This is a genomic window from Sulfitobacter sp. UBA4523, from assembly GCF_002388305.1.
GTDB classification, from domain to species: domain Bacteria; phylum Pseudomonadota; class Alphaproteobacteria; order Rhodobacterales; family Rhodobacteraceae; genus Sulfitobacter; species Sulfitobacter pontiacus.
In genome coordinates, this window is record NZ_DGMH01000050.1 from 79262 (window position 1) to 103361 (window position 24100).

General features: G+C 57.8%; 34 protein-coding genes. 15 read left to right on the plus strand and 19 right to left on the minus strand.

Annotated features, from left to right (window positions below; all coding sequences use genetic code 11):
• The 3 genes from B3849_RS11720 to B3849_RS11730 all read right to left on the minus strand — a co-directional run.
• Positions 1-488: 7-cyano-7-deazaguanine synthase (locus B3849_RS11720; protein WP_286780160.1), on the minus strand; the 488-nt coding region annotated here is incomplete at its 3' end.
• A gap of 233 nt (positions 489-721) precedes the next feature.
• Positions 722-1318, minus strand: a complete 597-nt coding sequence (locus B3849_RS11725) for an SDR family oxidoreductase (RefSeq protein ID WP_005853728.1) — start codon at positions 1316-1318, stop codon at positions 722-724.
• 71 nt (positions 1319-1389) lie between these two features.
• Positions 1390-2064, minus strand: coding sequence for a type 1 glutamine amidotransferase domain-containing protein (locus B3849_RS11730; RefSeq protein WP_168592025.1), 675 nt, complete (start codon positions 2062-2064; stop codon positions 1390-1392).
• Between the two features lie 230 nt (positions 2065-2294).
• On the opposite strand from B3849_RS11730, the gene B3849_RS11735 reads away from it, so the two are divergent.
• The 4 genes from B3849_RS11735 to B3849_RS11750 all read left to right on the plus strand — a co-directional run bounded on the left by B3849_RS11735 (position 2295) and on the right by B3849_RS11750 (position 7973).
• The gene (locus B3849_RS11735) at positions 2295-3530 is read left to right on the plus strand and encodes a glutathionylspermidine synthase family protein (RefSeq protein WP_286780161.1); all 1236 of its coding nucleotides are present in this window, start codon (positions 2295-2297) and stop codon (positions 3528-3530) included.
• A gap of 43 nt (positions 3531-3573) precedes the next feature.
• The gene (locus B3849_RS11740) at positions 3574-4155 is read left to right on the plus strand and encodes a DUF1190 domain-containing protein (RefSeq protein ID WP_005853722.1); all 582 of its coding nucleotides are present in this window, start codon (positions 3574-3576) and stop codon (positions 4153-4155) included.
• Between the two features lie 110 nt (positions 4156-4265).
• Positions 4266-5642, plus strand: a complete 1377-nt coding sequence (locus B3849_RS11745) for an NAD-dependent succinate-semialdehyde dehydrogenase (RefSeq protein ID WP_286780162.1) — start codon at positions 4266-4268, stop codon at positions 5640-5642.
• Between the two features lie 282 nt (positions 5643-5924).
• A complete protein-coding gene (locus tag B3849_RS11750; protein WP_286780163.1) occupies positions 5925-7973 on the plus strand; it encodes an ATP-binding protein in 2049 nt (682 codons plus the stop codon).
• A gap of 204 nt (positions 7974-8177) precedes the next feature.
• On the opposite strand, the gene B3849_RS11755 is transcribed toward B3849_RS11750, so the two are convergent.
• The 15 genes from B3849_RS11755 to B3849_RS11825 form a co-directional block, all read right to left on the minus strand.
• On the minus strand, positions 8178-9287 hold the full coding sequence (locus B3849_RS11755) for a tyrosine-type recombinase/integrase (protein WP_286780164.1): 1110 nt from the start codon (positions 9285-9287) through the stop codon (positions 8178-8180).
• Positions 9277-9480 carry a DNA-binding protein gene (locus tag B3849_RS11760; protein ID WP_286780165.1) on the minus strand — a complete coding sequence of 68 codons (204 nt, stop codon included), beginning with the start codon at positions 9478-9480 and terminating at the stop codon, positions 9277-9279. Before B3849_RS11760 ends, B3849_RS11755 begins: the two co-directional genes overlap by 11 nt.
• Positions 9481-9483: 3 nt before the next feature.
• Positions 9484-9828 carry a DUF4326 domain-containing protein gene (locus B3849_RS11765; RefSeq protein WP_286780166.1) on the minus strand — a complete coding sequence of 115 codons (345 nt, stop codon included), beginning with the start codon at positions 9826-9828 and terminating at the stop codon, positions 9484-9486.
• Positions 9825-10085: a DUF4031 domain-containing protein gene (locus tag B3849_RS11770; RefSeq protein WP_286780167.1), complete on the minus strand. Its 261-nt coding sequence runs from the start codon at positions 10083-10085 to the stop codon at positions 9825-9827. Before B3849_RS11770 ends, B3849_RS11765 begins: the two co-directional genes overlap by 4 nt.
• A complete protein-coding gene (locus B3849_RS11775) occupies positions 10082-10723 on the minus strand; it encodes an HNH endonuclease signature motif containing protein (protein WP_286780168.1) in 642 nt (213 codons plus the stop codon). The genes B3849_RS11770 and B3849_RS11775 overlap by 4 nt, the downstream gene beginning before the upstream one ends.
• The gene (locus B3849_RS11780; RefSeq protein WP_286780169.1) at positions 10720-10977 is read right to left on the minus strand and encodes a hypothetical protein; all 258 of its coding nucleotides are present in this window, start codon (positions 10975-10977) and stop codon (positions 10720-10722) included. Before B3849_RS11780 ends, B3849_RS11775 begins: the two co-directional genes overlap by 4 nt.
• A 61-nt stretch (positions 10978-11038) precedes the next feature.
• Positions 11039-12034, minus strand: coding sequence for a DUF2303 family protein (locus B3849_RS11785; protein ID WP_286780170.1), 996 nt, complete (start codon positions 12032-12034; stop codon positions 11039-11041).
• A 25-nt stretch (positions 12035-12059) separates the two neighbouring features.
• Positions 12060-12482, minus strand: a complete 423-nt coding sequence (locus B3849_RS11790; RefSeq protein WP_286780171.1) for a hypothetical protein — start codon at positions 12480-12482, stop codon at positions 12060-12062.
• A gap of 18 nt (positions 12483-12500) precedes the next feature.
• Complete coding sequence (locus B3849_RS11795; RefSeq protein WP_286780172.1) at positions 12501-12776, minus strand: hypothetical protein; 276 nt, start codon at positions 12774-12776, stop codon at positions 12501-12503.
• On the minus strand, positions 12773-13009 hold the full coding sequence (locus B3849_RS11800; protein ID WP_286780173.1) for a hypothetical protein: 237 nt from the start codon (positions 13007-13009) through the stop codon (positions 12773-12775). Before B3849_RS11800 ends, B3849_RS11795 begins: the two co-directional genes overlap by 4 nt.
• A gap of 98 nt (positions 13010-13107) precedes the next feature.
• The gene (locus B3849_RS11805) at positions 13108-13503 is read right to left on the minus strand and encodes a hypothetical protein (RefSeq protein ID WP_286780174.1); all 396 of its coding nucleotides are present in this window, start codon (positions 13501-13503) and stop codon (positions 13108-13110) included.
• Complete coding sequence (locus B3849_RS11810; protein ID WP_286780175.1) at positions 13503-13766, minus strand: hypothetical protein; 264 nt, start codon at positions 13764-13766, stop codon at positions 13503-13505. Before B3849_RS11810 ends, B3849_RS11805 begins: the two co-directional genes overlap by 1 nt.
• A gap of 268 nt (positions 13767-14034) precedes the next feature.
• Complete coding sequence (locus B3849_RS11815; RefSeq protein ID WP_286780176.1) at positions 14035-14523, minus strand: hypothetical protein; 489 nt, start codon at positions 14521-14523, stop codon at positions 14035-14037.
• 21 nt (positions 14524-14544) lie between these two features.
• The gene (locus tag B3849_RS11820) at positions 14545-14898 is read right to left on the minus strand and encodes a hypothetical protein (RefSeq protein WP_286780177.1); all 354 of its coding nucleotides are present in this window, start codon (positions 14896-14898) and stop codon (positions 14545-14547) included.
• 124 nt (positions 14899-15022) lie between these two features.
• The gene (locus B3849_RS11825; protein ID WP_243250271.1) at positions 15023-15385 is read right to left on the minus strand and encodes a helix-turn-helix domain-containing protein; all 363 of its coding nucleotides are present in this window, start codon (positions 15383-15385) and stop codon (positions 15023-15025) included.
• Between the two features lie 86 nt (positions 15386-15471).
• On the opposite strand from B3849_RS11825, the gene B3849_RS11830 reads away from it, so the two are divergent.
• The 3 genes from B3849_RS11830 (at position 15472) to B3849_RS11840 (ending at position 16478) form a co-directional block, all read left to right on the plus strand.
• Positions 15472-15678: an XRE family transcriptional regulator gene (locus B3849_RS11830; RefSeq protein ID WP_286780178.1), complete on the plus strand. Its 207-nt coding sequence runs from the start codon at positions 15472-15474 to the stop codon at positions 15676-15678.
• Between the two features lie 102 nt (positions 15679-15780).
• Positions 15781-16203 (plus strand): hypothetical protein, encoded by a 423-nt coding sequence (locus B3849_RS11835; protein WP_286780179.1) that lies wholly within the window; start codon positions 15781-15783, stop codon positions 16201-16203.
• A 68-nt stretch (positions 16204-16271) separates the two neighbouring features.
• Positions 16272-16478 carry a hypothetical protein gene (locus B3849_RS11840; protein ID WP_286780180.1) on the plus strand — a complete coding sequence of 69 codons (207 nt, stop codon included), beginning with the start codon at positions 16272-16274 and terminating at the stop codon, positions 16476-16478.
• Positions 16479-16657: 179 nt separating this feature from the next.
• Here B3849_RS11840 and B3849_RS11845 read toward each other — a convergent pair whose 3' ends face one another.
• Complete coding sequence (locus tag B3849_RS11845; protein WP_243250264.1) at positions 16658-16900, minus strand: helix-turn-helix domain-containing protein; 243 nt, start codon at positions 16898-16900, stop codon at positions 16658-16660.
• 230 nt (positions 16901-17130) lie between these two features.
• Here B3849_RS11845 and B3849_RS11850 point away from each other — a divergent pair, with 230 nt between their 5' ends.
• The 8 genes from B3849_RS11850 to B3849_RS11890 all read left to right on the plus strand — a co-directional run bounded on the left by B3849_RS11850 (position 17131) and on the right by B3849_RS11890 (position 24100).
• Entirely contained in the window at positions 17131-17583 is a 453-nt protein-coding gene (locus tag B3849_RS11850) for a hypothetical protein (RefSeq protein WP_286780181.1), read from the plus strand.
• Entirely contained in the window at positions 17583-18311 is a 729-nt protein-coding gene (locus tag B3849_RS11855) for a DNA-methyltransferase (RefSeq protein WP_286780182.1), read from the plus strand. The genes B3849_RS11850 and B3849_RS11855 overlap by 1 nt, the downstream gene beginning before the upstream one ends.
• Positions 18308-19228: a hypothetical protein gene (locus B3849_RS11860; protein ID WP_286780183.1), complete on the plus strand. Its 921-nt coding sequence runs from the start codon at positions 18308-18310 to the stop codon at positions 19226-19228. Before B3849_RS11855 ends, B3849_RS11860 begins: the two co-directional genes overlap by 4 nt.
• 2 nt (positions 19229-19230) lie before the next feature.
• Entirely contained in the window at positions 19231-19875 is a 645-nt protein-coding gene (locus B3849_RS11865; protein WP_286780184.1) for a hypothetical protein, read from the plus strand.
• Positions 19876-20100: 225 nt separating this feature from the next.
• Positions 20101-20691, plus strand: a complete 591-nt coding sequence (locus B3849_RS11870) for a hypothetical protein (protein WP_286780185.1) — start codon at positions 20101-20103, stop codon at positions 20689-20691.
• Positions 20688-21395 carry a hypothetical protein gene (locus tag B3849_RS11875; protein ID WP_286780186.1) on the plus strand — a complete coding sequence of 236 codons (708 nt, stop codon included), beginning with the start codon at positions 20688-20690 and terminating at the stop codon, positions 21393-21395. The genes B3849_RS11870 and B3849_RS11875 overlap by 4 nt, the downstream gene beginning before the upstream one ends.
• A 525-nt stretch (positions 21396-21920) precedes the next feature.
• Complete coding sequence (locus tag B3849_RS11885; RefSeq protein WP_286780187.1) at positions 21921-22400, plus strand: resolvase; 480 nt, start codon at positions 21921-21923, stop codon at positions 22398-22400.
• Positions 22400-24100 (plus strand): terminase large subunit, encoded by a 1701-nt coding sequence (locus B3849_RS11890; protein ID WP_286780188.1) that lies wholly within the window; start codon positions 22400-22402, stop codon positions 24098-24100. Before B3849_RS11885 ends, B3849_RS11890 begins: the two co-directional genes overlap by 1 nt.

Here is a 24100-nt window from a genome sequence, read left to right on the forward strand (position 1 = left end):
CGGTGCACGAAAGGCGTGTAAAGCGACACATCGGCGTAGCCGTCCAGCGCCATATATTGCATGAACTCAAACGCTTGGGTGAAATCGGGGCGGCAGTCGGGGTAGATGAAGTGATCGCCCCCATGCACCGCGGTTGCGACGGCCTGATCCCCACGTGCGGCGGCAATGCCATAGGCGACCGTCAGCATGATCGCATTCCGGTTGGGGACAACGGTGACCCGCATCGTTTCTTCGGCGTAATGCCCGTCGGGTACATCCACATCATCAGTCAGCGCGGACCCGGTCAGCGCCGCACCGATCCCGCGCATATCGATGATGTCATGGGGCACATCCAGACGTTTGGCGCAGAGTGCGGCATAGTCCAGTTCCTTGCGGTGACGCTGACCGTAGTCGAACGACACCAGCCCCGTCAGCTTGCGATTTGCCGCCACCATATGAGCGAGCGACACAGAATCCAATCCGCCGGAGCAGATGACAATCGTTTTCATTTCTTAACCCTTGTTTTGATACCCGGGTAGGCTGCGACCGGGAAGGCGCCTGATAGACGAGACGATCAGGGATGCCAAGGGGGCCAATGCGGCGGATTTGGCGCGAAATGTCGCATTCGCAGCGTCACTCATAGAAAAACCGCCAGACCGGTGGGGTCTGGCGGCACGGCGCATTCTTCCCGCGAACGGGTGGGAGGTGCCCGCGCGCAGTCAGATCAGGCGCAAATCCGTGATCAGGCGGATTGCATCAGCAAAGCCTGGTTCTTCCATTCGGGGTCGGTGACGGCATCGACCAAAGCGGCGGCAACATCGCCACGGGCGGCCTTGGCTTTGACGTCAACGCTGTCGCCAAAGATCATATTCCGATTGCCCGCATCATCCGTCAGCGCGACGGGGCGCAGGATGGCGTATTCGAGGCCGGAGTTTTGCAGATGCACGTCGGCTTCGTGTTTGGCTTGCAGATAATGCGCAAGCTCGCTGTCTGGGTCGGGGTTGTCCGCGCCGACACTGCTGAGCATTACAAAGCGCGAAATGCCGGCCTTGGCGGCGATATCAACCAGATCTTTGGCACCATCGCGGTCGACCTTGTCGGTCATCTCTGGCCCTGTGGACCCGCCTGAGCCCGCGGCAAAGATCACCGCATCGCAGCCTTCGCAGGCGTCAGCGGACAGATTGGTCAGGTCCCCCTTGCGCAGCACCACGTCGGAGGCCAGCGCACTGGTGTCAGAGGAATCGCGGACAAGGGCGATCGGCGTGTGACCCTGTTCGCGGAGTTGTTCAGTGACGCGGATACCGGTTTTGCCGGTCGCGCCGGCGACGAGAATATTCATGGTTGTAATCCTTGTTATACGTGTCGCGGAAAAACTGCCCGCCGCGCGGCCTTCGCGCAGCGGGCGGCACTTTACAGCAGCGACAATAGCTTATGGGCGGCTTCTTCCGAAGACGCGGGGTTCTGGCCGGTGACAAGCTTACCATCGGTCACCACGAAGGATGCCCAGTCGTCGCCCTTCTTGTAGGTGCCACCATTGGTCTTGAGCATATCTTCGACTAGAAAGGGGACCACATCGGTCAGGCCCACGGCCTCTTCCTCGGTATTGGTGAAACCGGTGACGGTTTTGCCGGATACCAGTGGTTTGTCGTCGGTGCCTTTGGTGTGTTTGAACACGGCTGGCGCGTGGCAGACGGCCCCGACGGGGCGGTCGCTGGCGGCAAAGCTTTCGATCAGGTTGATGCTGGCCTTGTCCTCAGCCAGATCCCACAGCGGGCCGTGGCCGCCGGGGTAGAAGATCGCGTCGAAACCGTCGGCCGAAACGCTCGACAGCACCTCGGTATTGGCCAGCTCTTTCTGTGCGGCGTCATCGCTCTTGAACCGTTTGGTCGCTTCGGTCTGCGCATCATCTGCATCGCTGGACGGATCAAGCGGCGGCTGTCCGCCTTTGGGTGATGCCAAAGTGATCTCTGCACCAGCGTCCTTGAACACATAATAGGGGGCCGCGAACTCTTCGAGCCAGAAACCGGTTTTGTTACCAGTGTCGCCCAGCTTGTCGTGGGAGGTGAGTACCATGAGAATTTTCATGTTTTTGGGCCTTTCAATTCATTTCTTATACCGGTCAGGGCGTCATCCGAGACGCCGCAATAACGACCGCGTAGACCGTTCAACGAATGGGCGCGCCTGTTGTTCCGCGATATGTCTGACGTTTTTGTGACTGATGCGGGTGCGGGTACGGCAATGGAGGATATGCTCTGGCACCACAGGGGCAAAGCGATTAAACCCGCGGTAGTTTTTCGAGCGAAAGGTCCGGCCGGATGCATAGAGTAGAACTAGCCGAACGGCCCCACTGGCGCGACCACGCCAAAGAGGTCGGTTTTTCCTTCGCGGACATGCACGGGGAACCCTATTGGGACGAAACCTCTGTCTACGCGTTCTCGCTTGACCAGATCGAAAATGACATCGAAGACCCCGCGACCGCGCTGCATGGTATGTGCCGCGAGGCGGTGGATCACATCCTTGCCAGCGAAGAGCTGTTGGACAAGCTTGCCATTCCCGAAGCGCACCGCGACCTCATCGCGAACAGCTGGAAGCAAGGCGACCCCGAGATCTATGGCCGCTTCGATCTGGCATATGACGGGCAGGGGCCTGCCAAACTGCTGGAGTATAATGCCGATACGCCGACCTCGCTTTATGAATCGGCGGCCTTCCAGTGGCAGTGGTTGGAAGATCAGCTAGAGGCAGGCAACCTGCCCGAGGGGGCGGATCAGTTCAACGGCATCCACGAGGCGCTTGTCGCCCGTTTCGCCGACGTGTTTGAACCCGATAGCGATCTGCATTTCACCGCCGTGGCGGGCAATCCCGAAGACTACGGCACGGTAGAGGCTATGGGCTGGGCCGCGCGCGAGGCGGGGTTGGGCGCGCATTATTGCGACCTTGATAAAATCGCGCTGAGCGATGACGGGCAGTTTCTGGATGATGATGACCGCCGCATCGCCGTCTTGTTCAAACTCTACCCGTGGGAAGACCTGCTGCGTGACGACTACGCGGACCACATCGAAGGCTCTGGCTGTCTGTTCCTTGAACCCGCGTGGAAAGCGCTGCTGTCCAACAAGGGCCTGCTGCCCGTGCTGTGGGAGATGTTCGAGGATCACCCGAACCTGCTCCCTGCGTTCTTTGAACAGGATGTGGGCGAGGCGATAGCGGGGCGCGGCTCTGCCACGGGGCGTGCGGCGGATGCTTTTGACCGTGCGCGAGCAGGGTTTGCACGGGCCCATGTGCGCAAGCCGATCCTTTCGCGCGAAGGTGCCTCGGTCGAGATCGTGAAATCCGGTCAGATCATCGAAAGCGCCAGCAACACGGCGTATGCCGAACACCCGCGTATCCTTCAGGCCTATGCGCCTTTGCCGCAGTTCGACGGGATGCGCCCCGTGGTCGGCGCGTGGATCATCGGGCAGACCTGTGCGGGCATCGGCCTGCGCGAGGACCGGTCAAGGATCACGCAGGATTTGTCACGTTTCAAACCCCATTACATTGCGCCATATTCCGGTTAGCATCGTCGCCCAATCGCCGAACCACAGCAGAAAGCAGATCATCATGACAAAACGGTCAAAACGCGTCGCCATCGCGATCATCGGGGCCACCGCCTTTACATTGGCCGGTTGCCGCGACGAAAAGATTGATGCCGCTGCCTTTCCCGATGTGCAAAGCTGCAAGAACGAGGCGTCTTTCGGGGGCACATTCACCGCCGCCGATTGTGAAACCGCCTTTGCCGAGGCAGAGACGCTGCATGTGGAATCCGCACCGCGTTACAACAGTCTGGATGTCTGCGAAGAACAACACGGCGAAGGGGCCTGCGGGTCAGAGGCGCAGCAAACACAGGGCGGATCGGGCGGTATCTTTATGCCGTTGCTCGCGGGCTATCTGATCGGGAACATGCTGGGCGGGCGGTCGGGTATGGCCGCAAGCCAGCCGATGTACAAGACGGCAGATGGCAAGTTCACCAATGCGGCGCGCACCAGCACCTATTCCAGCAACAAGGGGGCGGCCAAGCTCAGCACCTCGCAATTCACCCGCCCCGCGACGACCGTGGGCAAAACCCCGATGACCCGTGCGACGGCGAAATCCCGCGGCGGTTTCGGGAAGGTGGGCAGCGGGCGCACGGGCTTTGGCGGCTAGGCTGCGGGGGCGGCACACGCAGACGTGACCGCAGCAGCCGCAACCGCAGGAACTTGATACGACGGCCATGTGTTTCCCCTTCGACGCGAATAAGCGAAGAAGGAGCAGACATGTCCAAGATCACGACAATCAATCCCGCCACCGAAGAAGAGATCCAATCCTACGATCTGATGAGCGAGGCAGAGGCGATACAGCGGGTCGAAGCCTGTCATGACGCGCATCTTGAGTGGCGCAAGCTGTCGCACAAGGAACGCGCGCCCTATCTGACCAAGATCGCCGCCAAGCTGCGCGATAACGCGGATGAACTGGCCGCTCTTATGACGCGCGAGACAGGTAAGCTGCTGAAAGATGGCAAGACCGAGGTAGAGATTTGCGCGGCCATCTTTGAATATACCGCCAAGAACGGCCCCGACGTGCTTTCGGATGAAGAACGCACCCACGGTGCCGACGGCAAGCGCGGGGTCGTGAGCTATCAGCCCATTGGCGTGATCTATTCGATTCAGCCGTGGAACTTCCCACTGTATCAGCCCACCCGTGTGCTTGCGGCGAACCTGATGACGGGCAACGGTTGTGTTCTGAAACACGCGAGCATCTGCACTGGCTCGGGTCTGCGCCTGCGCGAACTTTGCATCGAGGCAGGGCTACCCGAAGACCTGTTCCAAGTGATCCTCATCGACCACGACACCAGCGACAAGCTGATCGAACACCCCAAGGTGCGAGGCGTGACAATGACGGGCAGCGATGGCGCGGGCCGTCATATCGGGTCGGTCGCCGCGAAGTCGCTGAAAAAGACCGTGCTCGAGCTTGGGTCCAACGATGCCTATCTGGTGCTTGAGGATGCTGATATCGAAACAGCAGTCAAATTCTCGGTTATGGGGCGGCTCTATAACAACGGGGAAACCTGTGTATCGGCGAAACGCTTTATTGTCGCCGATAAGGTCCATGACGCCTTTGTCGATGCCTTCGTCGCCGAGATGAAAAAGATCAATATGGGTGATCCGACCGACGAAAACGTTCAGCTGGGCCCGTTATCCAGCCAGGACCAGTTCGAGACCGTGCGCGATCAGGTGAAAGAAAGCGTTGATAAGGGGGCCAAGGTGCTGTGCGGTGGCGAGGTGCCTGACCGTACGGGGGCCTATTACCCAGCGACGGTATTGTCTGACCTTAAACCCGGTATGCCGGCGTTTGACGATGAAATCTTCGGGCCCGTCGCGTCGATCATCCGTGCCAAGGATGATGAAGACGCGATGCGTCTGGCGAATGACAGCCGCTACGGTCTGGGCGGCGGGATATTCTCGAAGGATGAGGACCGCGCGTTGAAGCTCGCGAAAGAGCATTTCGACACAGGCATGATCCGCATCAACTCCTTCGGGGCTGCCGATCCGAATATGCCCTTTGGCGGGGTGAAAGACTCCGGCTATGGGCGTGAGCATGGCGGATTTGGCATGAAAGAATTTGCCAATGCCAAGGCGATTTTCCTGCCCTAAGCCTGCAAGGCAACGGTAACGTGGAGCGCGCGTCGGAGATCTATCCGGCGCGCGCAACTTATTTGGGCACGAAGGCTAAGGTTTACGCAAAGTTAACAAATGCGGCGCGCGCGCCACACATCTCCAATTGTATTATGTCGGCGGAACCTCGCCCTGCCGCCGCATAGAACGATCTCTTAGACTTGGACGCTTCAGGTAATCCGCAGCTACGCTGCGCTTCAGGCGGAACAGTGCTTGCCCTTAAGTAGAACAAAGCGCACCCACATCGGCGGTATATGGTCATTGGTCGCATTCCTCGTCGCGACGGTCATCATTACCTACGCCGCCGGCCGTCTGGACCGTCTGCTCTCCGAAGCTTTCGTATACGAAGCCCGCGCCCAGACATACTTGGACCTGCTTGAGGTGCGCGAACAGTTTGAAGAAATCATTCACGAACGGTCCCTCGCGCTGCGCGAGCTTGCGACGTTCATCGGCGAGAACCCCTTTGCCAAACAGGAAGAGTTTACCCAGCGGGTTCAAAATATACGTGAAGTCGACGACACGGTCATCAATATCGCTGCCGCGCCTGACCTCGTCGTGACCCTGATCCACCCGCTCGCGCCGAACATGGGCGCGCTTGGGTTAGATTACCGCACAAACGAAGACCAGTTTCCCGGCATCGAACGGATGCTGAGCCTGGGCAAAGAGCTGATGACCGGCCCCGTCGATCTGGTGCAAGGCGGTAAGGGGCTGATCCTGCGCGCCCCGGTCTATTGGCCCGATCCCGACTTTGCCACCGAAGGCGATGTTGACGGCAGCAAACGCCAGCTGTGGGGGATCGTATCGCTCGTGCTGGACTATGATCAATTCCTGATCAATTCCGGCATACGTGAGGCCGAAGAACGCTATGACATCCTCATTCATGCGGCCTCTCCACAGGTTGGTACAGGGCCGCAGATGTTCACCTACGGCGATCAGAGCCTGCTGGAGGCGGATACTGTTACGTTGGAATTCGATTTCTCCTTCGAGGAATGGATGCTTGAAGCGCGCACCAAGGGCGGATGGCCCAAACACGCGCCCGATCAATGGTCAAAACGCGCGCTGATCGCGTCGGCCGGGCTGATGCTTTTGGGCACGCTGCTTTATGTGCTGCAGGTGTCAGAGCGGCGCAAGCGTGCCGAAGTCCTGCTAAGCAGCGGGATCGAAGCGCTGAACGACGGGTTTGTCATGTTTGACGCGCAGGATCGTTTGCTTCTGAGCAACTCGAAATACAAAGAGATGTACGATCTTCCCTCTGAAGTTCTCAAGCCCGGAACACCTTTTGCCGAGCTGCTGCGTATCGGTGTTAAAAGCAAGCAGTTTCCCATGGGGCGCTATAACGAGGAAGAGTGGATCGAGCGTCGCTTGGCCATCCATCGCGAAAACAGGACCTCCGAGACAGAACAACATCTGTCGGGCGGGCGCGTGATCAAAGCCTCTGACCGGCCTTTGGCAGATGGGAGCTATGTCGGCCTGCGCGTGGATGTGACCGAGCTGAGCCACGCCAAGGATGCCGCCGAAGCCGCGAGCAAGGCCAAGACGGATTTCATGGGCGTCCTCAGCCACGAGCTGCGCACGCCGCTGACGGTGATCATGGGCGTGGCGCAGCTTTCCCGCAACGCGCGTATGCTGTCGTCTTCCAAGGCGCTGCTCAAGGGCTATGAGGACGGAGAGATCAGCCACGCAGAGGCAAAACGCCTGCTGGACGAGATGTACGACCAGCTGTCCGGCCTGATGAACCGGTTGGTGCAATCCGGCGAGCATCTGTTGCACCTCATCAACGAGATCCTCGATGTGGCCAAGATCGAATCCGGCAGCCTTGTGATCGAACCCAGCCATTGTGCGGTGCAGGATATTGTCGATCCGGTGATCGAACAGCTTCGCACACTTTCAAGCAAGAAGGGGCTGGCCTTTGATGTGGTACAAGAGGCGGATATGGTCTTTGCCGATAAGGTGCGCGCGCGGCAGATCCTGTTCAACCTGATCGGCAACGCGATCAAATTCACCGACACCGGTTTCGTCCGTCTGGTGGTGAAACCCGTGGGCGATGTCGTCAGCTTCGAAGTGCATGACAGCGGTGCCGGCATCCCCGAAGCCGAACTGCAAAGCATTTTCGAGGTCTTCTATCAGGTCGATTCCACCGCCACGCGTCGGGCAGGCGGCACGGGCATGGGGCTCGCGATTTCGCGCAGTCTGGCAGAAATGCAGGGCGGCAGCCTCAGCGTGTCCAGCGTCGTCGGGCAGGGCAGCTGCTTTATCCTGACTCTGCCGATCCGCGCCGCGCAAAGCCTCGAGGTAAACGCCGCCGCCTAAGGCCACGCGAAACAGCGCGATCGCCCCGCGGATCGTAGCGTGCAGCCCCGGAGTAACCCTGTATTTTCAAATGGAATGCGGCGGTCTCAGTTTGAATACTGAGAGTTTGGTAGGCCCGGCAGGACTATCAGGCGGGTAAATTGAGCCATGAAAATAGAGCTTTTAGCTTGAATGTGTCACACGCGGAATCGAGCGTGTGACACATCACCAGTCAATTGACGCCAGCCGACTGTTCGCACGCTCGGCTAAACGCTGTCGCTCGACACCTTTCGTATAGACCTCAGAGCTGCTGGCGTTGGCGTGTCCGTGTACCGCCATGATCTCGTATTGGGTGGCACCATGGAGCGCCATCAGGTGGCCGGCCGCTTTGCGGATGCCGTGCGATGACAGACCCGTCAGGCCAGCTTCCTTGCACCAGGTCTGCATGCTGTTGCGGAGTGTCTCGGCACTTCCAAACGGCTTGCCGGACCGGTTCAGCAGATACGTCTCGCCAATGACAGTCTGTGCTTTGATGGCTTGTGCAAGTGGGGGAAGGACTGGCAGGGACACGAACTGCGCGTTCTTCTTTGAGGGTTGCCATTCCAACCAGGTAACGCCGCCTTTTTTCACCTCATTGGCGCGCCCGAGCTTGTATGCTTCGCTGATCCTGCATGCGGTGAACATGAAGAGGGTCAGGGTGAGGTGGGCCATCGTGCCCTTGGGATGTGCTTTCCTGAATTTCTCAAGATCATCGAGCGTCCAAGGCTTTGCACCGCCCTTGCTGACGTAGTTCACTTTGATCGCGGCGGCGGGGTTGGTTTGGGTGTATTTGCGATCGAGCGCCCACTTGAACATCGCCTTGAGCATTTTGAACGTGTTGGTTGCTTTGCCTGGTGTTGCCATCAGGCTGTCTCTAAACAGCACGAGCTCATGAGGTGGGATATCGACCGGCAGCGTTGCGTATGATTTGCCCACTGATCGCCCGGTCTGACTGGTGTGCGCCAGAAACCCCGGCATCAGGTTCTCCCGCTGCTTCAATGTCAGTCGGCTTGCGTCCCCATTCTCGACGGCCTTTTCCAGGTGCTTCAGATATGACGACCCCAGCCAGCCTAGGGTTCCGGTCTGCGCAGATTGTACTTTAAGGTCAGGTGTTTTCTTGATGCCTGATCGTGCTGCGACATAGATCTCATGAAATTCCGGATGCTCAGGGTCCACCGTAAGCGTGATGCGCTTCTTCGGATCACCCTCAACCCGCACTAGCCACCGTACATTTCCCGACGGCATAGGGGATCTGATCAAGCCGGGGTATTTCAGTTTCAAGTTGTCACCAGACATTTTCGGGCTGTTCGTTGTCATAGGGGAGCGTGTCGACCCATTGGTCAAGATCGAACTTGTCGTACATTTTCTTGGACCCGACCGTTTTGCGGGGCAGGTCTATGGTTCGCAACGTGGATTCAGAAACGCCTAGATAATGCGCCGCCTGAGGGGCAGGCATCAATCGTGGTGTGAAATCACGCGTTACTGGCATGGGTCAGGTCGCCTCGTTCGCAATGCGGAGCAGCACGTCTGCATGGCAGGGTTGCCCAGGCTTGCACCAGCAGGCGAGGTTCTTGCCGCGCAGCTCAGCGCGGATTTCATCGGTGCTGGGGTATGGCCGAAGCTCGTACTCAAGCATTTCCGAAAAGAAGCGCACCGCAGTTTCGGCGTCCTTCACATGCTCTTCCATAAAAGTTTTGCCGGATCCGCTGCAACGCGATGTGCCGATCGCAAAGGGATTGCCCCATTTCCGCCCGGGCCCGCGCGCGACGTTCACGGTGTCGGTCGGCAGGCGCCAGCCTTTGGCGCGGGAAAGCTGGATCCTGATGGGCTGGGTCATTCCTGCTCCCTCTTCGCTCTAAGAATTTTGCCAAGCTCCAGCCGGGTGACTTCCATCGCTCCGGCCTCGACGGCCAGCTTCCTTTTGGTCAGCGCGATGTCGAAATGCTCATGGTGGGTGCCGGCCTTTTGCAACCATTTGCGCTGGACACCGATCTTGTCAGCCATGGCCAGCAGCTCTTCGGGTGTGTCGGCGACCATGTGGCACATCTTCATGCGTCCAAACGGGGCCTGCATGCTGTCAACGTAGACGGTCACTTTGAAATTCTCCGCTTTGCTTCGCGTGCCTTGTCTTCCAGCTTGGCGATCGCCAGCACTGTGGGCCGCAGCTCGGGTGCATGCTGGTCGTAGCCCTTGCCCTTCCGGCCGCCAGCAAGACGGGGCAGCATCGACTGTGAGACAAGTTCCCAGTTGCCGGGGTCACAGTTCGTCTTGTCGCCATCGAGACACTTCAAAACCTGGCCACTCGGGATCGGTCCATTTGCCTTCTCCCAAAGCCAACGGTGCTTGAGCACAGGGCGGGTTTCGGCGCCGGTCCAGGGGTTCCGCTCGGCGACGATCAGGATGACATAGCCGTCTTTCGGGCATATGCGTTCGTGACCGGCCCCGCGGTGATTATGGGGCAGGCCACCCTTCTTGAACTGGGTACGAGCGCTGTTTTCATTGAAGGGCATCTTCTTGCCCTTGTTCATCGGCGGTTCGCCTTTGACGAAATGACCAGTGCGCCCTGTCTTCCAGCCCTTGCGGGTGCAAAGTGACTTGATGCTATCGACAGACACATCAGTACGGCCAAACCGCTTCTGGAAGGCCTCGTGCAGATCCTTGCGTACCTGATCGCTGTGCGCCTCGATCCACGCCAGCTCTTCATCTGAGTATATGATCGCGCGACCCTTCATTCCGCATCGCTTTCGCTTGCACGGCCGCCGATCTGGGGCAGGTGGGGAAGCACAGCCTTGCCATGCTCGGCAAATAGCTTGGCCGCTTTCAGGCTTAGGTCAGCGTTCGAGCTGATACGATCGGCAATACCGACCATTGCGCCGGCGCGCTTGATCTCGGTCTCGGTCTCCTCTGGAGTGAGGTTCCGGTCTGTCAGCCGATCGAGCTGGTCGAACAGGTGGTTATTCAGATCGGCAATGCTTGTTTTCGACATGGTGGTTTTCCTCGGCTGGTTTCTGTCGATGGCCCCCGTTGCAGGGGGCCAGAAAGAGAAATCAGGATTCCGGCTTACCCATGAAAATTGGCAGGTCGGTCTCTTCCTTCGCTTGCGCGATGGTTTCATCGAAAGACGCGTCAAAGGATTTCTTGGGGTTGTAGATCGTCAGCGTGAACTTGAGCGCCGCGCCGTTCTTCCGATATCGGACCCGTACTGGCATCCTGTAGGCCGCACCGCTGAGGAACACAGGGATCGCAATGATGATCAGGTTCGGGATGTTGAGCGGTTTGCCGTCGGCATCCTTGTGCTCGTTCAAGAACTGGATCTCGGCTTCTCCAGTGTCGCGGTTAGAGGTCACCTTTAGCTCGCTGGTCTCGAACACCTGAAACTTCTTTGACATTGCCAGCAGCTGGGTGAGCTGACCATAGCGGCCTTCGATCTGCTGGGCCGTGTCGATCAAGCGGTTTTCCCAAGGCTGGTTCTCTTCACTGAGCTTCAGCTGAAGCACTGGCGGGGTCGGGTCCATTATGTCTTTCGCGTTGGCCTCGATGAACTCGCCGAACTCATCTTTGTCCATCGGTTCGCCGGACGCGGCCATCCAAGTCTTCCACTCATCCGACAGCGGGAAATCGTACACCCCGCGATGGTTACACGGCATCGCGGTCGGATCACCTTGGGTACTCGATAGGTCCACAGGGCCGTTTGCATGATAGTCAGCGATACAGGTGAGTGTCGGTGCCGCCATATCGGGATTGGCGAACATGGCAGATGTCGGACCTTTGAAGCGGTTTGCCCAGTCGATCATGCTGGCGAGATCAGCAAGACGTGCTGTGCCCTTGCGTCGGGCTGGCTTGAGGTATTCAGCTGCTTCACGGTGAAACCTGCTAAGATCCTCGACACGTCGCTTTTCTGGCACTGTGACAAGGTGCGCCTTGGTCAGGTCCAGAACTTCGGGCGTCTCGATCGCATCGTGATGGCCCAGCTTTGCCATAACGTCGCGCATGGTTTCAGCAGGGTTCTCGAATGGTGCCGGTTTGGGTGTCGTCTCGGACATTGGTATCTTCCTTTTTGAGGTGAGGTTAGTCGGTGTCGCGCACTTCGCCGGTTTCGGGGTCGTAGTCAGTGACGTCTCGCACCGGTTGGTGCATGCGGGACATGAACGGGCTGTAGAGTGTCAGCTCGCCGTTATCGTTAATGTAAGCCGCGGCGCTGCTTGGTGGCTTCTTCGGTGCCTTGAACGCGACGGTTGCCCCCATGGCGACGTCGCCTGATTTACCCAAGGCATAGTTCACCGTGATGGTCATCGACCCGCTGCAGCCCTTGGTGCCGTTCTCGGCCTTGTGCTCCAGCAGGTCGAGCTGTAGCTGCTTATGACCATCCATAACTTTATCCAGAAAATCGCCATCATCGAATAGCGTCAGAATCTGTTCTAGGGTCCGCATTTTGTACGGATCATTTTGGGCGGGTCTGGCGACCTCGGTGCCTGGTGTTTTCTTGGCCATCACAGTGATTTTCCTTTTCTAACGTTGTTGAGCGATCCGCCCTGACCAAGCGTCGAACTCTGTGCGCAAGGCGGCGAATTGGGCTTGAGCGGGCTTGCTGGTGTTCAGCGTGGTCCTGCTGGTGATCTGGCAGACCCCGCGCAGGTATTCACCGGCGGCGCTGGCATTAAATTGGTGATTGGGTAGGCCCGAGCGAACCGCAGCAAAGCGCTGGAATTTCGGATCATTGCACAGGATCCCCGCCTGCTGTGCAGGTTGCATATCGGACAGGCGCTGACGTGCGGCGGCGCTCATAGGATTGCCGCCAGAACTGAACTCATCACTGCGGCGATGGCGCAAAAGATCACGATTATGGTTATTGTCACCGCGGCCACGATGGCGAACGCTGCGCCTGGTATGGGGGCTGCGTCATCCGGGCGCATCAGCCAGCATTTGGCACTGGGCCCGCAGGCGCAGTCCGGCCAGTAGTGGCAGGCCTTGTCTTGCTCAGGCAAAAGAGTGTTGTCGCCCATATCATCTATGTCCATCACGTCGCCTTTCAATTTGAGGAAGGAACCGGCGGACGGATATTGCCCGCCGACTAAGGTGCGGCGCTAGAGGAGGTGCGCCGTTGCAGGAAGCAGTGTCAGCTGATGCCGAAGGGCATCCGCTGGAATGCGTGGGGTTTCACACAGTCGCGTTCGGCAATTGCGTTCGCGATCTCTTCGTTGTGATTACGCGGGGTGCCACAGGGCGGGTGCATTGTGATGATACCGTCAGCTTCAAGCTCTTCACCAGCGGGGTTGGCCAGTGCAGCGTTGGCAGCGGTGATCCAATCGCGGATGGCGTCCACTTCGGATGCGCCGCGTGCAAGGATGCCGTGTAGGCTGATCTCATACAGACACGTTTCCACACTGGGCGCGACGGCGTATTCACCGCCGTTTTCGATCACCTCGTTCATGAAGGCATCCTTCAGCGTGTCGGGATCGCTGTGATCAATCTGGGAAACGCCTCGGACAAAGGGGATAAGGCGCTCGTTCATCATGCTGCACTCGGGGGTAGATCATAGCCCTTGTCGCGGGCGATGGTGCGGACTTTGCTACGAATACGCGTGATCTGCGCGTCGAAACTGTCGATGCGCGAGGGACCGATTAAATACGCGGGAGCACCGATGCGGTCATGATCGACCGTCTGCCCGCGCGCGTTCTTGAGCCGTTCCCAGTTGATCGCCAGCAGCGCAGGGATGCGGCCAAAAATCTCGGGGTGGGTGACGACGTGTCGTGCTTTGTCGATAGATGTTTGCATGTCAGCCTCCTTGAATGAGGCTATCGTTAATAGAACTAAATACCTATGTCAATAAATATAGAACTAGATACCTATCCCAGCAGATGGGAACATGCTAAAGACCGGGCTGCACAGCGACGTTGAATCAGTCCAAGTGTTCGATAAACTTGCATAAAGGTGCCATTATGGATGATAGATCCAAGCAGATCAGACGCGCTTATCGTTTGAACAAAGTTGCTTTCGCGTTCTCTTTGTTCAGCTTAGCATTTTCGCTCTGGGTCAAATTCAGCTAGATTTTAGTTCCGTCCGACCACTCCCAATCAAGCTTCAGATCTTTAACTGAGCCGATCCCCTTTGAGTATACATAAATCTGGAATTTGGCCTGTCGGGTACCATTCTCAATCATGTGTCCGAATGGTGGGATTTTTTGATTAAGCGTAACCGTCTGCGCGGCTTTTGTTGGGTCAAAACCTATAGGTGTACCAAACGCATCGGTTTCGGTTCGCGCATCATCTGCCAAAAGAAGCTGGGAGCCTTTGCGCTTGGCGCGGAGCGATAAAACTCTGGCTGACGTAGGCTCGAGATTGCGAACGATAAGATAGAGATAATCCCAGCCTTGGGTCTCTCCATCTGTCACGAAATCCATCTCCAGGGATAGCGGTTTGCGACGCATTCGTCTGCTGTCATTTCGGGCCAAGATGCGGGTGTAAAACAGCGAGCCGCCAGTGAAGCAAGCGCTCACCAGGGCGATGCCGATGGCTAAGTCGCTCTTATCCATCGCGATTTTCCCTCCGCAGTATCAGCAGGAATATTTAAACTCGAACTGCGTGTTTACTACAAGGTGGCCTTCGGTGATCTTGCATTGGCGCGTAGACAAATACGCCGCAGCTGGCGGTTCGAAAGTTTCTCTTTGGGAGTACGGATTTCGTGCCAACCCGTATGTGATGCCTGTGACCGCCCCTTGTCCCGCTGAGGCGCCAACAGTCGGCGTAATCATAAGTCGGTTGTTTTCGGGTTGGTCGAAAATCCGCCATTTTTCTTCCCCGATTTCGTAGGTGACCGGTTTGGTGCTGCCATACTTGGTGATGGCTTCGTTGACACCGCCGCAGGCTGCTATCAGAAGTAGTGAGGATGCTATTGCTTTGTTTTTCATAATTAATTTCCTTAAAAGAATTTTTTAGTAAAAAAGCAGAACTACTAAAGGTTGTTCGATTGATTTGGTCCGGTGTTCCTGTAATGTTCTCGCAGTGGAGGGGTAGTTATGCAGGATGAAACCATCATTGATCTTCTGGCTGATCTGATTGAGGCGAAATGCCCGACGCATCAACAAGCCCTTTTGCGTAGCTTAGAAGCTGGCGGCGCAGGTGATCGGGCAGCGCAAGTGTTAGGCGCACGATCTCTTTCTCTTCTGGGGTTTGAGCCTCGGACATAAATTCTTCGAGCGTCGTGCCGAGGGCTGCGCATATCTTGCGGGCATTTTCCACCCTGGGCGTCCGATTAGGTTTTGAGAAATACTGACGGATCGCGCTGTCCGAAAGGCCGGCTTTTTTAGCCAGCCCAGCCTCGGTGAGCTCCGGATCTTCGTCGATCCGGCGCCGCAAACGTATCAGGAATGGGTCAGTGATGCCGAGATCAGTCATTCCTTATTTATGCCGCTAATGGGAATCCCTCTCCATAGGTACAAAGTTCTTGACATGAGTAGAACTAAATACCTACATCGGGTCCTATGGAAAAATTCATGGCAGAAGTTCGGGCCTATGCGGTTGCGATAGGTGTTCTCCCCACCACGATCATCCAGCGTGCCGACGCGGGAAACGGATCGACTTGGTCGAAATGGGAAGCGGGCGGTACCGCAACGCACCGCACCACGGACAAAGTTCGCAGCTACATCGCTGCTCATCCAGCCCCGGTCGCAAAAGAGGACGCAGCATGATCGCCACGCCCTCTTATTCCTTTCTCCACTCTGAACATTTGAACTCTTCACAGTTCGAAGATTGCTCAGGGTCGACCGTAATCCAAGAAAACAGGGTTTCCCATGCGTAACGTCTATGAAGGCGCGGCCATCCGGTCGCTCTATCGTCAGCTGGTCGATGACTTCGGCGGGTTTGATGCGGCCGCTGCATTTCTGAAATGCTCCAAGGGGACGCTCTCGAAGCAATGCCATGGTGATGCCGCGATCGGGCCTGAACATTTCGGCGCGCTGGAAGATGCTGTTGGGCGCTGGCCGATCACGCGGCTGCTCTTCGGTCGGCTGGCCGAGCGTGGCTTGCCGGTCGAGTTAAGCCAGCAGGCACAGCAAGCCTTGCGTGAAGCCGCTGATCTAACGCCCGCGATTTTTTCGCTGCTCATCCACGGTGATGCTGGGCCGATCCAGAAAGAGGGGCCCGAAGCAATGGCATCGCTCGCCGATCTATTGCGGGCTGTCGATGCTGATTCAACGGAGGGCAAGCGTCCATGACACCGCGTGGCCACGCTATCGCGTTTCGGATTTGGCAATACTGCCAGCCACGTGGCTGGGATTGCACCATGCCAGAGGTTTCTGCGGCGCTAGATGTCCCCATGGGATCGGTGCGCGCTGTTATCAAATTGAAGAACTGGGGCGGCCGGTTGCGCGTGACCAAGACGCACTTCCGAGGGGCGGGCGGCAATGAATATGCGCTAAGCGCGGATGCACTGCTGGACGGTTCGAGTAATCGGCGTGTGGTGGCGGACCTGACGGGTGCCGCGCTGTGAGCGCGGTGGCATCATATGCGATTGGCCGGGCGTGTGTTTTGGGGCGGTTTGGCAGTGGCCACCCCACAACGTGCCTCCTAGTCATAGGGCGCGGCAGGGTTGTCCGAATCTTCGCCGCGCCTGCTTTGCTGGTAGATCAAGGTGCGACGGCACGGGGAGGTCGTGCCGTCGCTTTGTTCTTACGTCTTCTTCTTGGTCAGCAGGCCGAGCGCAAACATAGCGGATTCAGGGTGTTCTTTGCCCTGAAACACCTCTCCGACGCGGTTGGCGTTGGTGCCAAGACGCTGCACGACATCGGTAAACGTCTCGCCTTGATGACGCAGGATATGTGCTGTAACGGCATCATCAAACGTGAGACGCTTCCGCTTTATCACGATGTCATTGAGTTTCACCCCGGTCATGGGGTGTACTTGAATTGCCATATGGGACCTCCTTTTGGCAATGTGGTCCGCAGGTTGTTGAAGAACCTCCGGGCCGGGATCACCGCAGTTTTAAGTGCTGCGGCTCCACTAGCCGGATCGAAGCTTGAATCCCTTCGATCCGGTTTCTCGTTTTACCACAGAAACGGTATTGTAGCGCAAGGCCTTCGCGCCTTTTCGCCGCAACATTTCGTTCTTGACAGATATCTTGCTGCTAGGGGTGGTGTCTGATCATGGCCTATACCAGCATGCCCATGATACGCGCTTTGGGCGTTAGGGCGCTACCGGTGAAACCTGACTACGGTCTCGTCGAAGAGCGTTATGGCAAAGCAGGCATTTTCAAAATAAATCAAACTGTTGAAGAGGTAAGTTATCACAGGATGCACGGATTCATTGCCGTGCTTTGCGAAAATGGATACGTATCTGCGCATGAGGTTATGCACAGGCTAGGCGATCTGAAATGTCCGGCTGTCTGTTGTTCGTGCTTCGATCGCATCTTTCCGTCTGCTTTCGATGACTTACGGCAAAAAGAAGCTTTCTGGCGCACGATGCTGGATGAAGCTGCCGAACTTCTGGTGGTTCCCTTCACGAATTGGCGCGCTGACGCCGTCATATGGCGGGAAGTGACGAGCGCGCTGCGCGTGAACACGCGGGTGAGTGTCCTTACAGATCGGACAATAAGCTGATGTCGATCGAGCGCGATATCACCATAGGCGGTTGCCGCCTGATCCAAGGCGATGCTCGGGACATCCTGCCGTTATTGAACTCGCAGGCGGATCTATGTGTGACTGATCCGCCTTATGCGCTGTCGTCGGGCGGATCGCGTCCCGGTGCATTGGGCGGCAAGTTCTCCAGCACCGTCTATGATAATTCCGGTCTGCTGATGGATGTGGTCGGCTGGCAAGAGATTGGCGGCCCGATCTTTCGCGCGCTGAAACCGGATGCCGATTGCTATGTCATGTCTGACGACAGCAACCTTTTCGCCGCGCACGGCGGTTTCATCGGTGCCGGTTTCAAGTTCCACGGTCTGCTGGTCTGGGACAAGATCGTGCCGAACCGCACGCGCTATTACATGAAGGACAGTGAATTCACGCTGTACCTCTGGAAGGGCCGAGCGGTCGATATCAACAACGGTGGCAGCAAGCGCGTCTGGCGCGGCCATCGTCCCGCTGACGCGGTCCATAACACGCAGAAGCCAGTCGAGCTGATGCGTCTCTATATCGAAAATTCATCGCTTCCGGGTCAGCTGGTTCTCGATCCTTTCATGGGGTCGGGCACCACGCTGGTCGCTGCCGTCCAGGCTGACCGGCGCGCGATCGGCATCGAGAAATCACCAAAGCATTTCGAGGCTGCATATGCGCGGGTGCGCGAGGCGGTCGATGCACATAAACTGCAAGAGGAGCAAGTGCTATGAACGTTCTGGAACAGCTTCAGGGGATGCGAGAGCAGGGCGGTGCCTCTCTCGAAGTCATCAAAGCCGATCTCGCCAAGTTCGAAAGCGCGGTGAAGCAGGTGGATGATGTCCTGATTTTCCTGCGGACTGCGACCGATGATCTGGAGCGCATTGGCCTAGAGGCAGATGTCACGTTCGACGCCGGCGCTCGGGTCTCGGTCAGCTTTGTATTGCCGGTTGTGCAGTCACTGGCGCAGCAAACGCCCAAGAGCGACCAAGCAGCGGCGATTGATTCCGACACTCTGCCCGAAACCCCTAATGTTGCCGAAGAGGATGTGCCTGCAGCGCCACCCTTTGCGCGCCACAAGACTCCCCAGCCGATCAAAAAGCCCCGCGGTGGTGCGAAGGCGATGCAGGCGGGCCCGCGTGTCTACAAAGTAGGGCCGTTCAGCGATGAAGAGATGGAATGCATCGCTGAGGCAATTGATGCCGGGAAAAGCCGGGATGAGATTGTCGATCTGGTCAATCGCAGCAAGATCTCCGTGGGCATGAAGATCAAGGCCATCAAGGCAGAGCGGGCCAAAAAGCCGCGCCCGGTGGCCGCAGAGCCAGCGCCCGTGAAGCTAGAAGCTAAGGCAATCCCGAAACCTGCGCCCAAACCAGAGCCAGCACAGGAACTGCCCAAGCTAAGCGCTGATGATCGCGCCGTTGTCGTGCATCTGGATGGCCTGGGGTATTCCGGTGGCTGGTCAGCCGAAAAGGACTTCGAGATCCTGACGGGTTTGACCACTGGCAAGGCTGCGGCGCTCGTGGCCGATGAGATGGGCGTCGAAGTTGGCGATGTCGTTTCGCGGTTCCGGGCGCTGAATACAAAGGTCGGCGATATCGGACACCAGTCGCGGCTGCTTCGTATTCTGCGCCAGCGGGCGGGGGCCTGACCGTGTCCTTGATTGCTCACACCGGGCGTCTTGCGCTGGTCGACATGTCCGAGATCGAAGAATATCCGCTGACGCGCGATGACCGCCTCAACAGCCACTTCTTCATGGTCTGGGAACGTCGGCGCTGGCTGAACTCTGACATGCGACTGAAGGGGCGGGCTGAGTGCCGCGCGCTCTACTTCGACCTGATCAACATCGCCTGCGATCAGTCGCCGGTGGGTACCATCCCGAACGACATGGAAGTGTTGGCAAAGCTCCTGATGATCTCGGAATCCGAGTTCAAGACTCTATGCCAGCTTGAATACGGGCCGCTTCACAAGTGGCGACCGTGCCGCTGCGGTGATGAGGTTCGGCTGATGCATCCAGTTGTGCTGGACATGTTGATCGAGGCCGTGTCGCGGAAGGAAGACAATCGCGCCAAGATGGAAGCGGCAAACACGGTCAAGCGTGTCCAGCGCCTGCGGGCGACGGTTGCAGGTTTGCAGACCGAGATGAGCAAGAACGATGCTGCGGTCAAATGGATGGATGAATGGTTGATCAAACAAGGTGTCGGCTATCGCAACACCAGCTGGGTTGAGCAGGCGATGATGGCGTGGGCGGATCACCGGATGGACCTTAACCGCGCGCCGCGTCGGGGATCGATGTGATGGGCGGTTTGAACTGTCCGGTGGACACTTTGCGGACAATTGCAGGACAGTTCGAGGACAGTCTTTGCGGATTGCTCAATAATTTCAAAGAGTTCGTCACTCTGTCCTCAAGTGTCCTACACGACAGGGACATAGACAGAGACATAACAGAGAAACAGACACAGTCGCGACAGATCGGGCGTTGTGTCTGCTGATACGTGGTTAGGCTGAGAAAAGGGGAACGGCATGGAAGAGGCGACAGAGACCAAACGGGACCGTGTGCGCAGGTTGCTGATCGATCCGTTGAAGGCTGACGGGTTCAGGTTTGCCAAGGGTGTGACGGCAGAGGATGCAAAGACGCGTCTGGATCGGCTGGCTGACGATCTGGCTTATCTGAAGGACGACGGGCTGGACGCTTTGCGCGTGTCGCTCCGCACCAAAGGCGAGGGTGCGGCCCGTTGCTTCTGGCCAACGCCTGCGACAGTGCTGGGGCTGGCTGAAAGCTTTCAGCGCCGGCCACTGGATGAGTTGCCCGCATTGCTGCGCTGGTTCTCGTCAGCGGCGGGTGGTGCGGCTGTGCTGGGGGATCGGCTGGTGGCTGAATACTGGTTCTGGACGATGCACAAGCGACCGCCGGTCAAGCCGATGGATAAGAAAGTCGTCGCTGACAAGGCAAAAGAATGGCGGCGTCGGGTCGAGCTTGCCAAGGATCGGATCGCGCGGGGCCACACCATGCCCGATGATGAGGCCCAGTGGCTTCAGTGGTACCAGGGCAAAGTCGCCTATGTCGAAGGGTTGGTCGGCAATCAGTCTGACGTGTCGGGGGATGCTGCATGATGGCGCAAAGGTTCGTCCAGTCGGGTCGCCGTATTGGCAAGACAGTGGCAGCTCAGGCGGTCGGGGATGCAAACGGAAGGGTGCGGCGGCAGATCAGCATCCAGTCGTTGCTGGAATGGGCCTTTTCGGATGAGTGCGCCTCGATCGACTTCGAAGACGCAGGCACGTTGGCAATGGGCTATGGTTCGATCGGGAATGCTTACCTGATGGCGCAGCGCGGCGCGCTCGGCTGTCGTATCGATGGCGGTGGCCGGTCGCTACCGGATCCTGATGCTGACTTGGTTGCAGCCGCTGTGGCTGTGTTACCAGAGGGCTGTGGTGGTCGGCGTATGGCCGTGCAGATTGCTGAACTGGCGCGGGCGAGGGCGATGCCAGACGCGTTCGTTGGGGTGCAGCCGCGCTGTGAACCGAAAGACTGGCACGTCAATCCGTATGGTCGAAGGGCAAAGACCATGAGCCTCGGCATCGAGATTGATTCCTCTGGCTTGAGACCTCGTCGTCATGATGTGCAGGTCTGTCCTATCGTGTATCGGCCTGATGCGGGGCAGGTAGCAGCGGCTCGGCGCAATTATTTACAGTGGTGGTCTGCATTAAGTGAACTGCGTATCACATTTGAAATACACACTAATCTATCCAGGTGGTCAGTGGATGACTGCATGCCACCCATGACGCCTTGGAAGAAAGGTATTGCGCCTCAGGTCTAGCCCCCCTAGACATCATGCCAACAACACTTCTGCGCCCGGACGGTAAACCCGCTCCGGGCGCTTTGCGTTTAGGGGTCACGGATGGGCAAGCTTCGTCAGTTACCTGATGGCCTGCACCGGGTGTCACCAAAGCTGGGATACCTCGCACCTCAGACGCGGAACGATCAGAGCAGGGAACGTGACCAGCGCCTTGCTTGGCGCAGCTGGTACAAGACGGCGCGCTGGCAGCGGCTGCGTTGGTCAGTCCTCTTGCGTGACTGCTTCACCTGCAAGATGTGCGGTGATGTTCGGTCAGATACATCGCAACTTGTTGCGGACCACACAATCAGACATGGCGGTGACCCGGTACTGTTCTGGGATGACCAGAACCTTCAGTGCCTCTGCGCGCCGTGCCACAATAGCGAAAAGCAGCGGGCGGAGCGCGCTGAACGATAGTCGGTTGGCGCAGGGGTATGGGGGGTCAAATCCCTAAGCCCTGATCCAGACCTAGACCGGCACATTCCCTCACGCGGAGAATTTTTTTCGGTGGATGAACATTTTGACCTCTTTGGGAACCCCATCCAGCCCGGTCTCGGTCAGCGCGGGCGACCACGATATGAGGCAAGCGAAAAAGATCGCAATAAAGTCAAGATGTTACTGGCTTTGGGTTGGGGCAACCAACGGATTGCCAACGCTTTAGATATCTCGCTGGCCACCCTGAAGCGGTATTTTAGAGCCGATCTGAAAATTCGGGACGTGATGCGCGACAGGCTGGTTGCGCGTCAATTCGAGATCGCCCTTGAGCAGGCGAACGCAGGGAACATGACGGCGCTGAAGCTACTGGACCAGATGATGGATAAAAACGATCGCATGTATGCTGCCCGCAGTCTTGAGCGTGCGCAGAGCGATAACGATCCAAAGGAAAAGATGGGCAAGAAGGAACGTGCAGCGATAGAGGCGAAAGAGGCTTCGGAAAGTGAAAACTGGGGTGACGATCTTCAGTTCACCGGAGGCCAGACACACTGATGCTGGATGCTCTCCCTGAAGAACAAGCAGACTGGTCGACGGCGGTCTCGGACTGGGAAGAAAGGATCGTTCAGGGGCGCTCGCTGATCCCCGATTTGCCGCTGTTCGACAACGTCGCAGAAAAAGCACTGCGGATTTTCAAGCGGCTTCGGGTGCCGGACATAATCGGCACGCCGACTTACGGCGAAGCCTGTGATGATTGGGTATTCTCATTCGTGCGGGCAATCTTCGGATCCTATGATCCGGTCACCAAGCGGCGCATGATCCGCGAATTCTTCATGATGGTGCCGAAGAAGAACGGCAAGTCGAGCATCGCGGCTGCGATCATCGTTACGGCAGTTATTATGAACGAGCGGCCCGAAGCCGAGCTGCTGCTGATCGCCCCGACCAAGACGATTGCGGCAATCGCGTTCAAGCAGGCCAAGGGCATCATCCGTCTGGACCCGGATCTAACCCGCACGTTTCATCTTCAGGATCACCTGAAGAAAATCACGCATCGCATCTCGCTGGCCGAGATCGTGATCAAAGCGGCTGATACGGATGCGATCACAGGGGGCAAGTCCACTTTCACGCTGATCGATGAGACGCACGAGTTTGCCACCAAGTCGAAGGCCGATGCGGTATTTATCGAGGTGCGCGGCGCGCTGGCGGCGCGGCCTGACGGGTTCTTGCTGCAGATCACGACGCAGTCGAAAGCGCCGCCGGCGGGCGTGTTCAAGAAAGAACTCGATCGGGCCCGCGCGGTGCGGGATGGTGAACTGGTGCTGCCGTTGCTGGCGGTTCTCTATGAGCTTCCGGCCAAGATGCAAAAGTCGGGCGGATGGAAGGACGCAGCAACCTGGGGGCTGGTCAACCCGAACCTGAACAGATCCGTTGATAAAGCGTTTCTGGCGGATCAACTGACAACCGCGCTGCGCGATGGACCTGCTGAGCTGGCGCTTCTGGCTTCCCAGCATTTCAATGTGCAGATTGGCCTTGGTCTAAAGTCGAACAGTTGGGTTGGCGCGAACTACTGGGAAGGCGCTGTGCTGAAGGGCCTCGACCTCAAATCGCTGATTGCGCGGTGCGAGGTCGCAGTGGTCGGGATTGATGGCGGCGGTCTGGACGATCTGATGGGGCTGGCCGTTATCGGTCGGGACCGGGAAACCAAAGACTGGCTGCATTGGGCGAAAGCCTGGGCGCATCCGGAAGTCTTCAAGCGCAAGGAAATAGCGCCGACGCTGCAGGATTTTGCAGCAGCTGGGGATCTGATCACGGTTGGAGATGATGAGCCGACCAGGGACATTGTCGAGGTCGCGGATATTGTCGAGCAGCTGCTCGAATCCGGATTGTTGCCAGAAGAAGGCGCGGTCGGCCTCGATCCGATGGGTGTTAGCGCGCTGGTGGATGAAATGGCGTCACGTGGCGTCGAGCACAAGATGATGGTGGCCGTGGGGCAGGGGTACAGACTGACACCTGCGATCAACGGCATGGAACGTAAGCTCAAGAACGGGACGTTCCGCCACTGCGGTTCGCCAATGATGGCTTGGGTTCTTGGCAACGCCAAAACTGAACAACGGGGCAACGCTGTCCTGATCACGAAAGAAACAGCCGGCAAGGCAAAGATCGACCCGCTCATGGCGACGTTCGATGCCTTCATGATGATGTCGCGCAACCCGGTCGCCGCCGGTGCGCAGGCATTTGAATACACAGGGATCTGA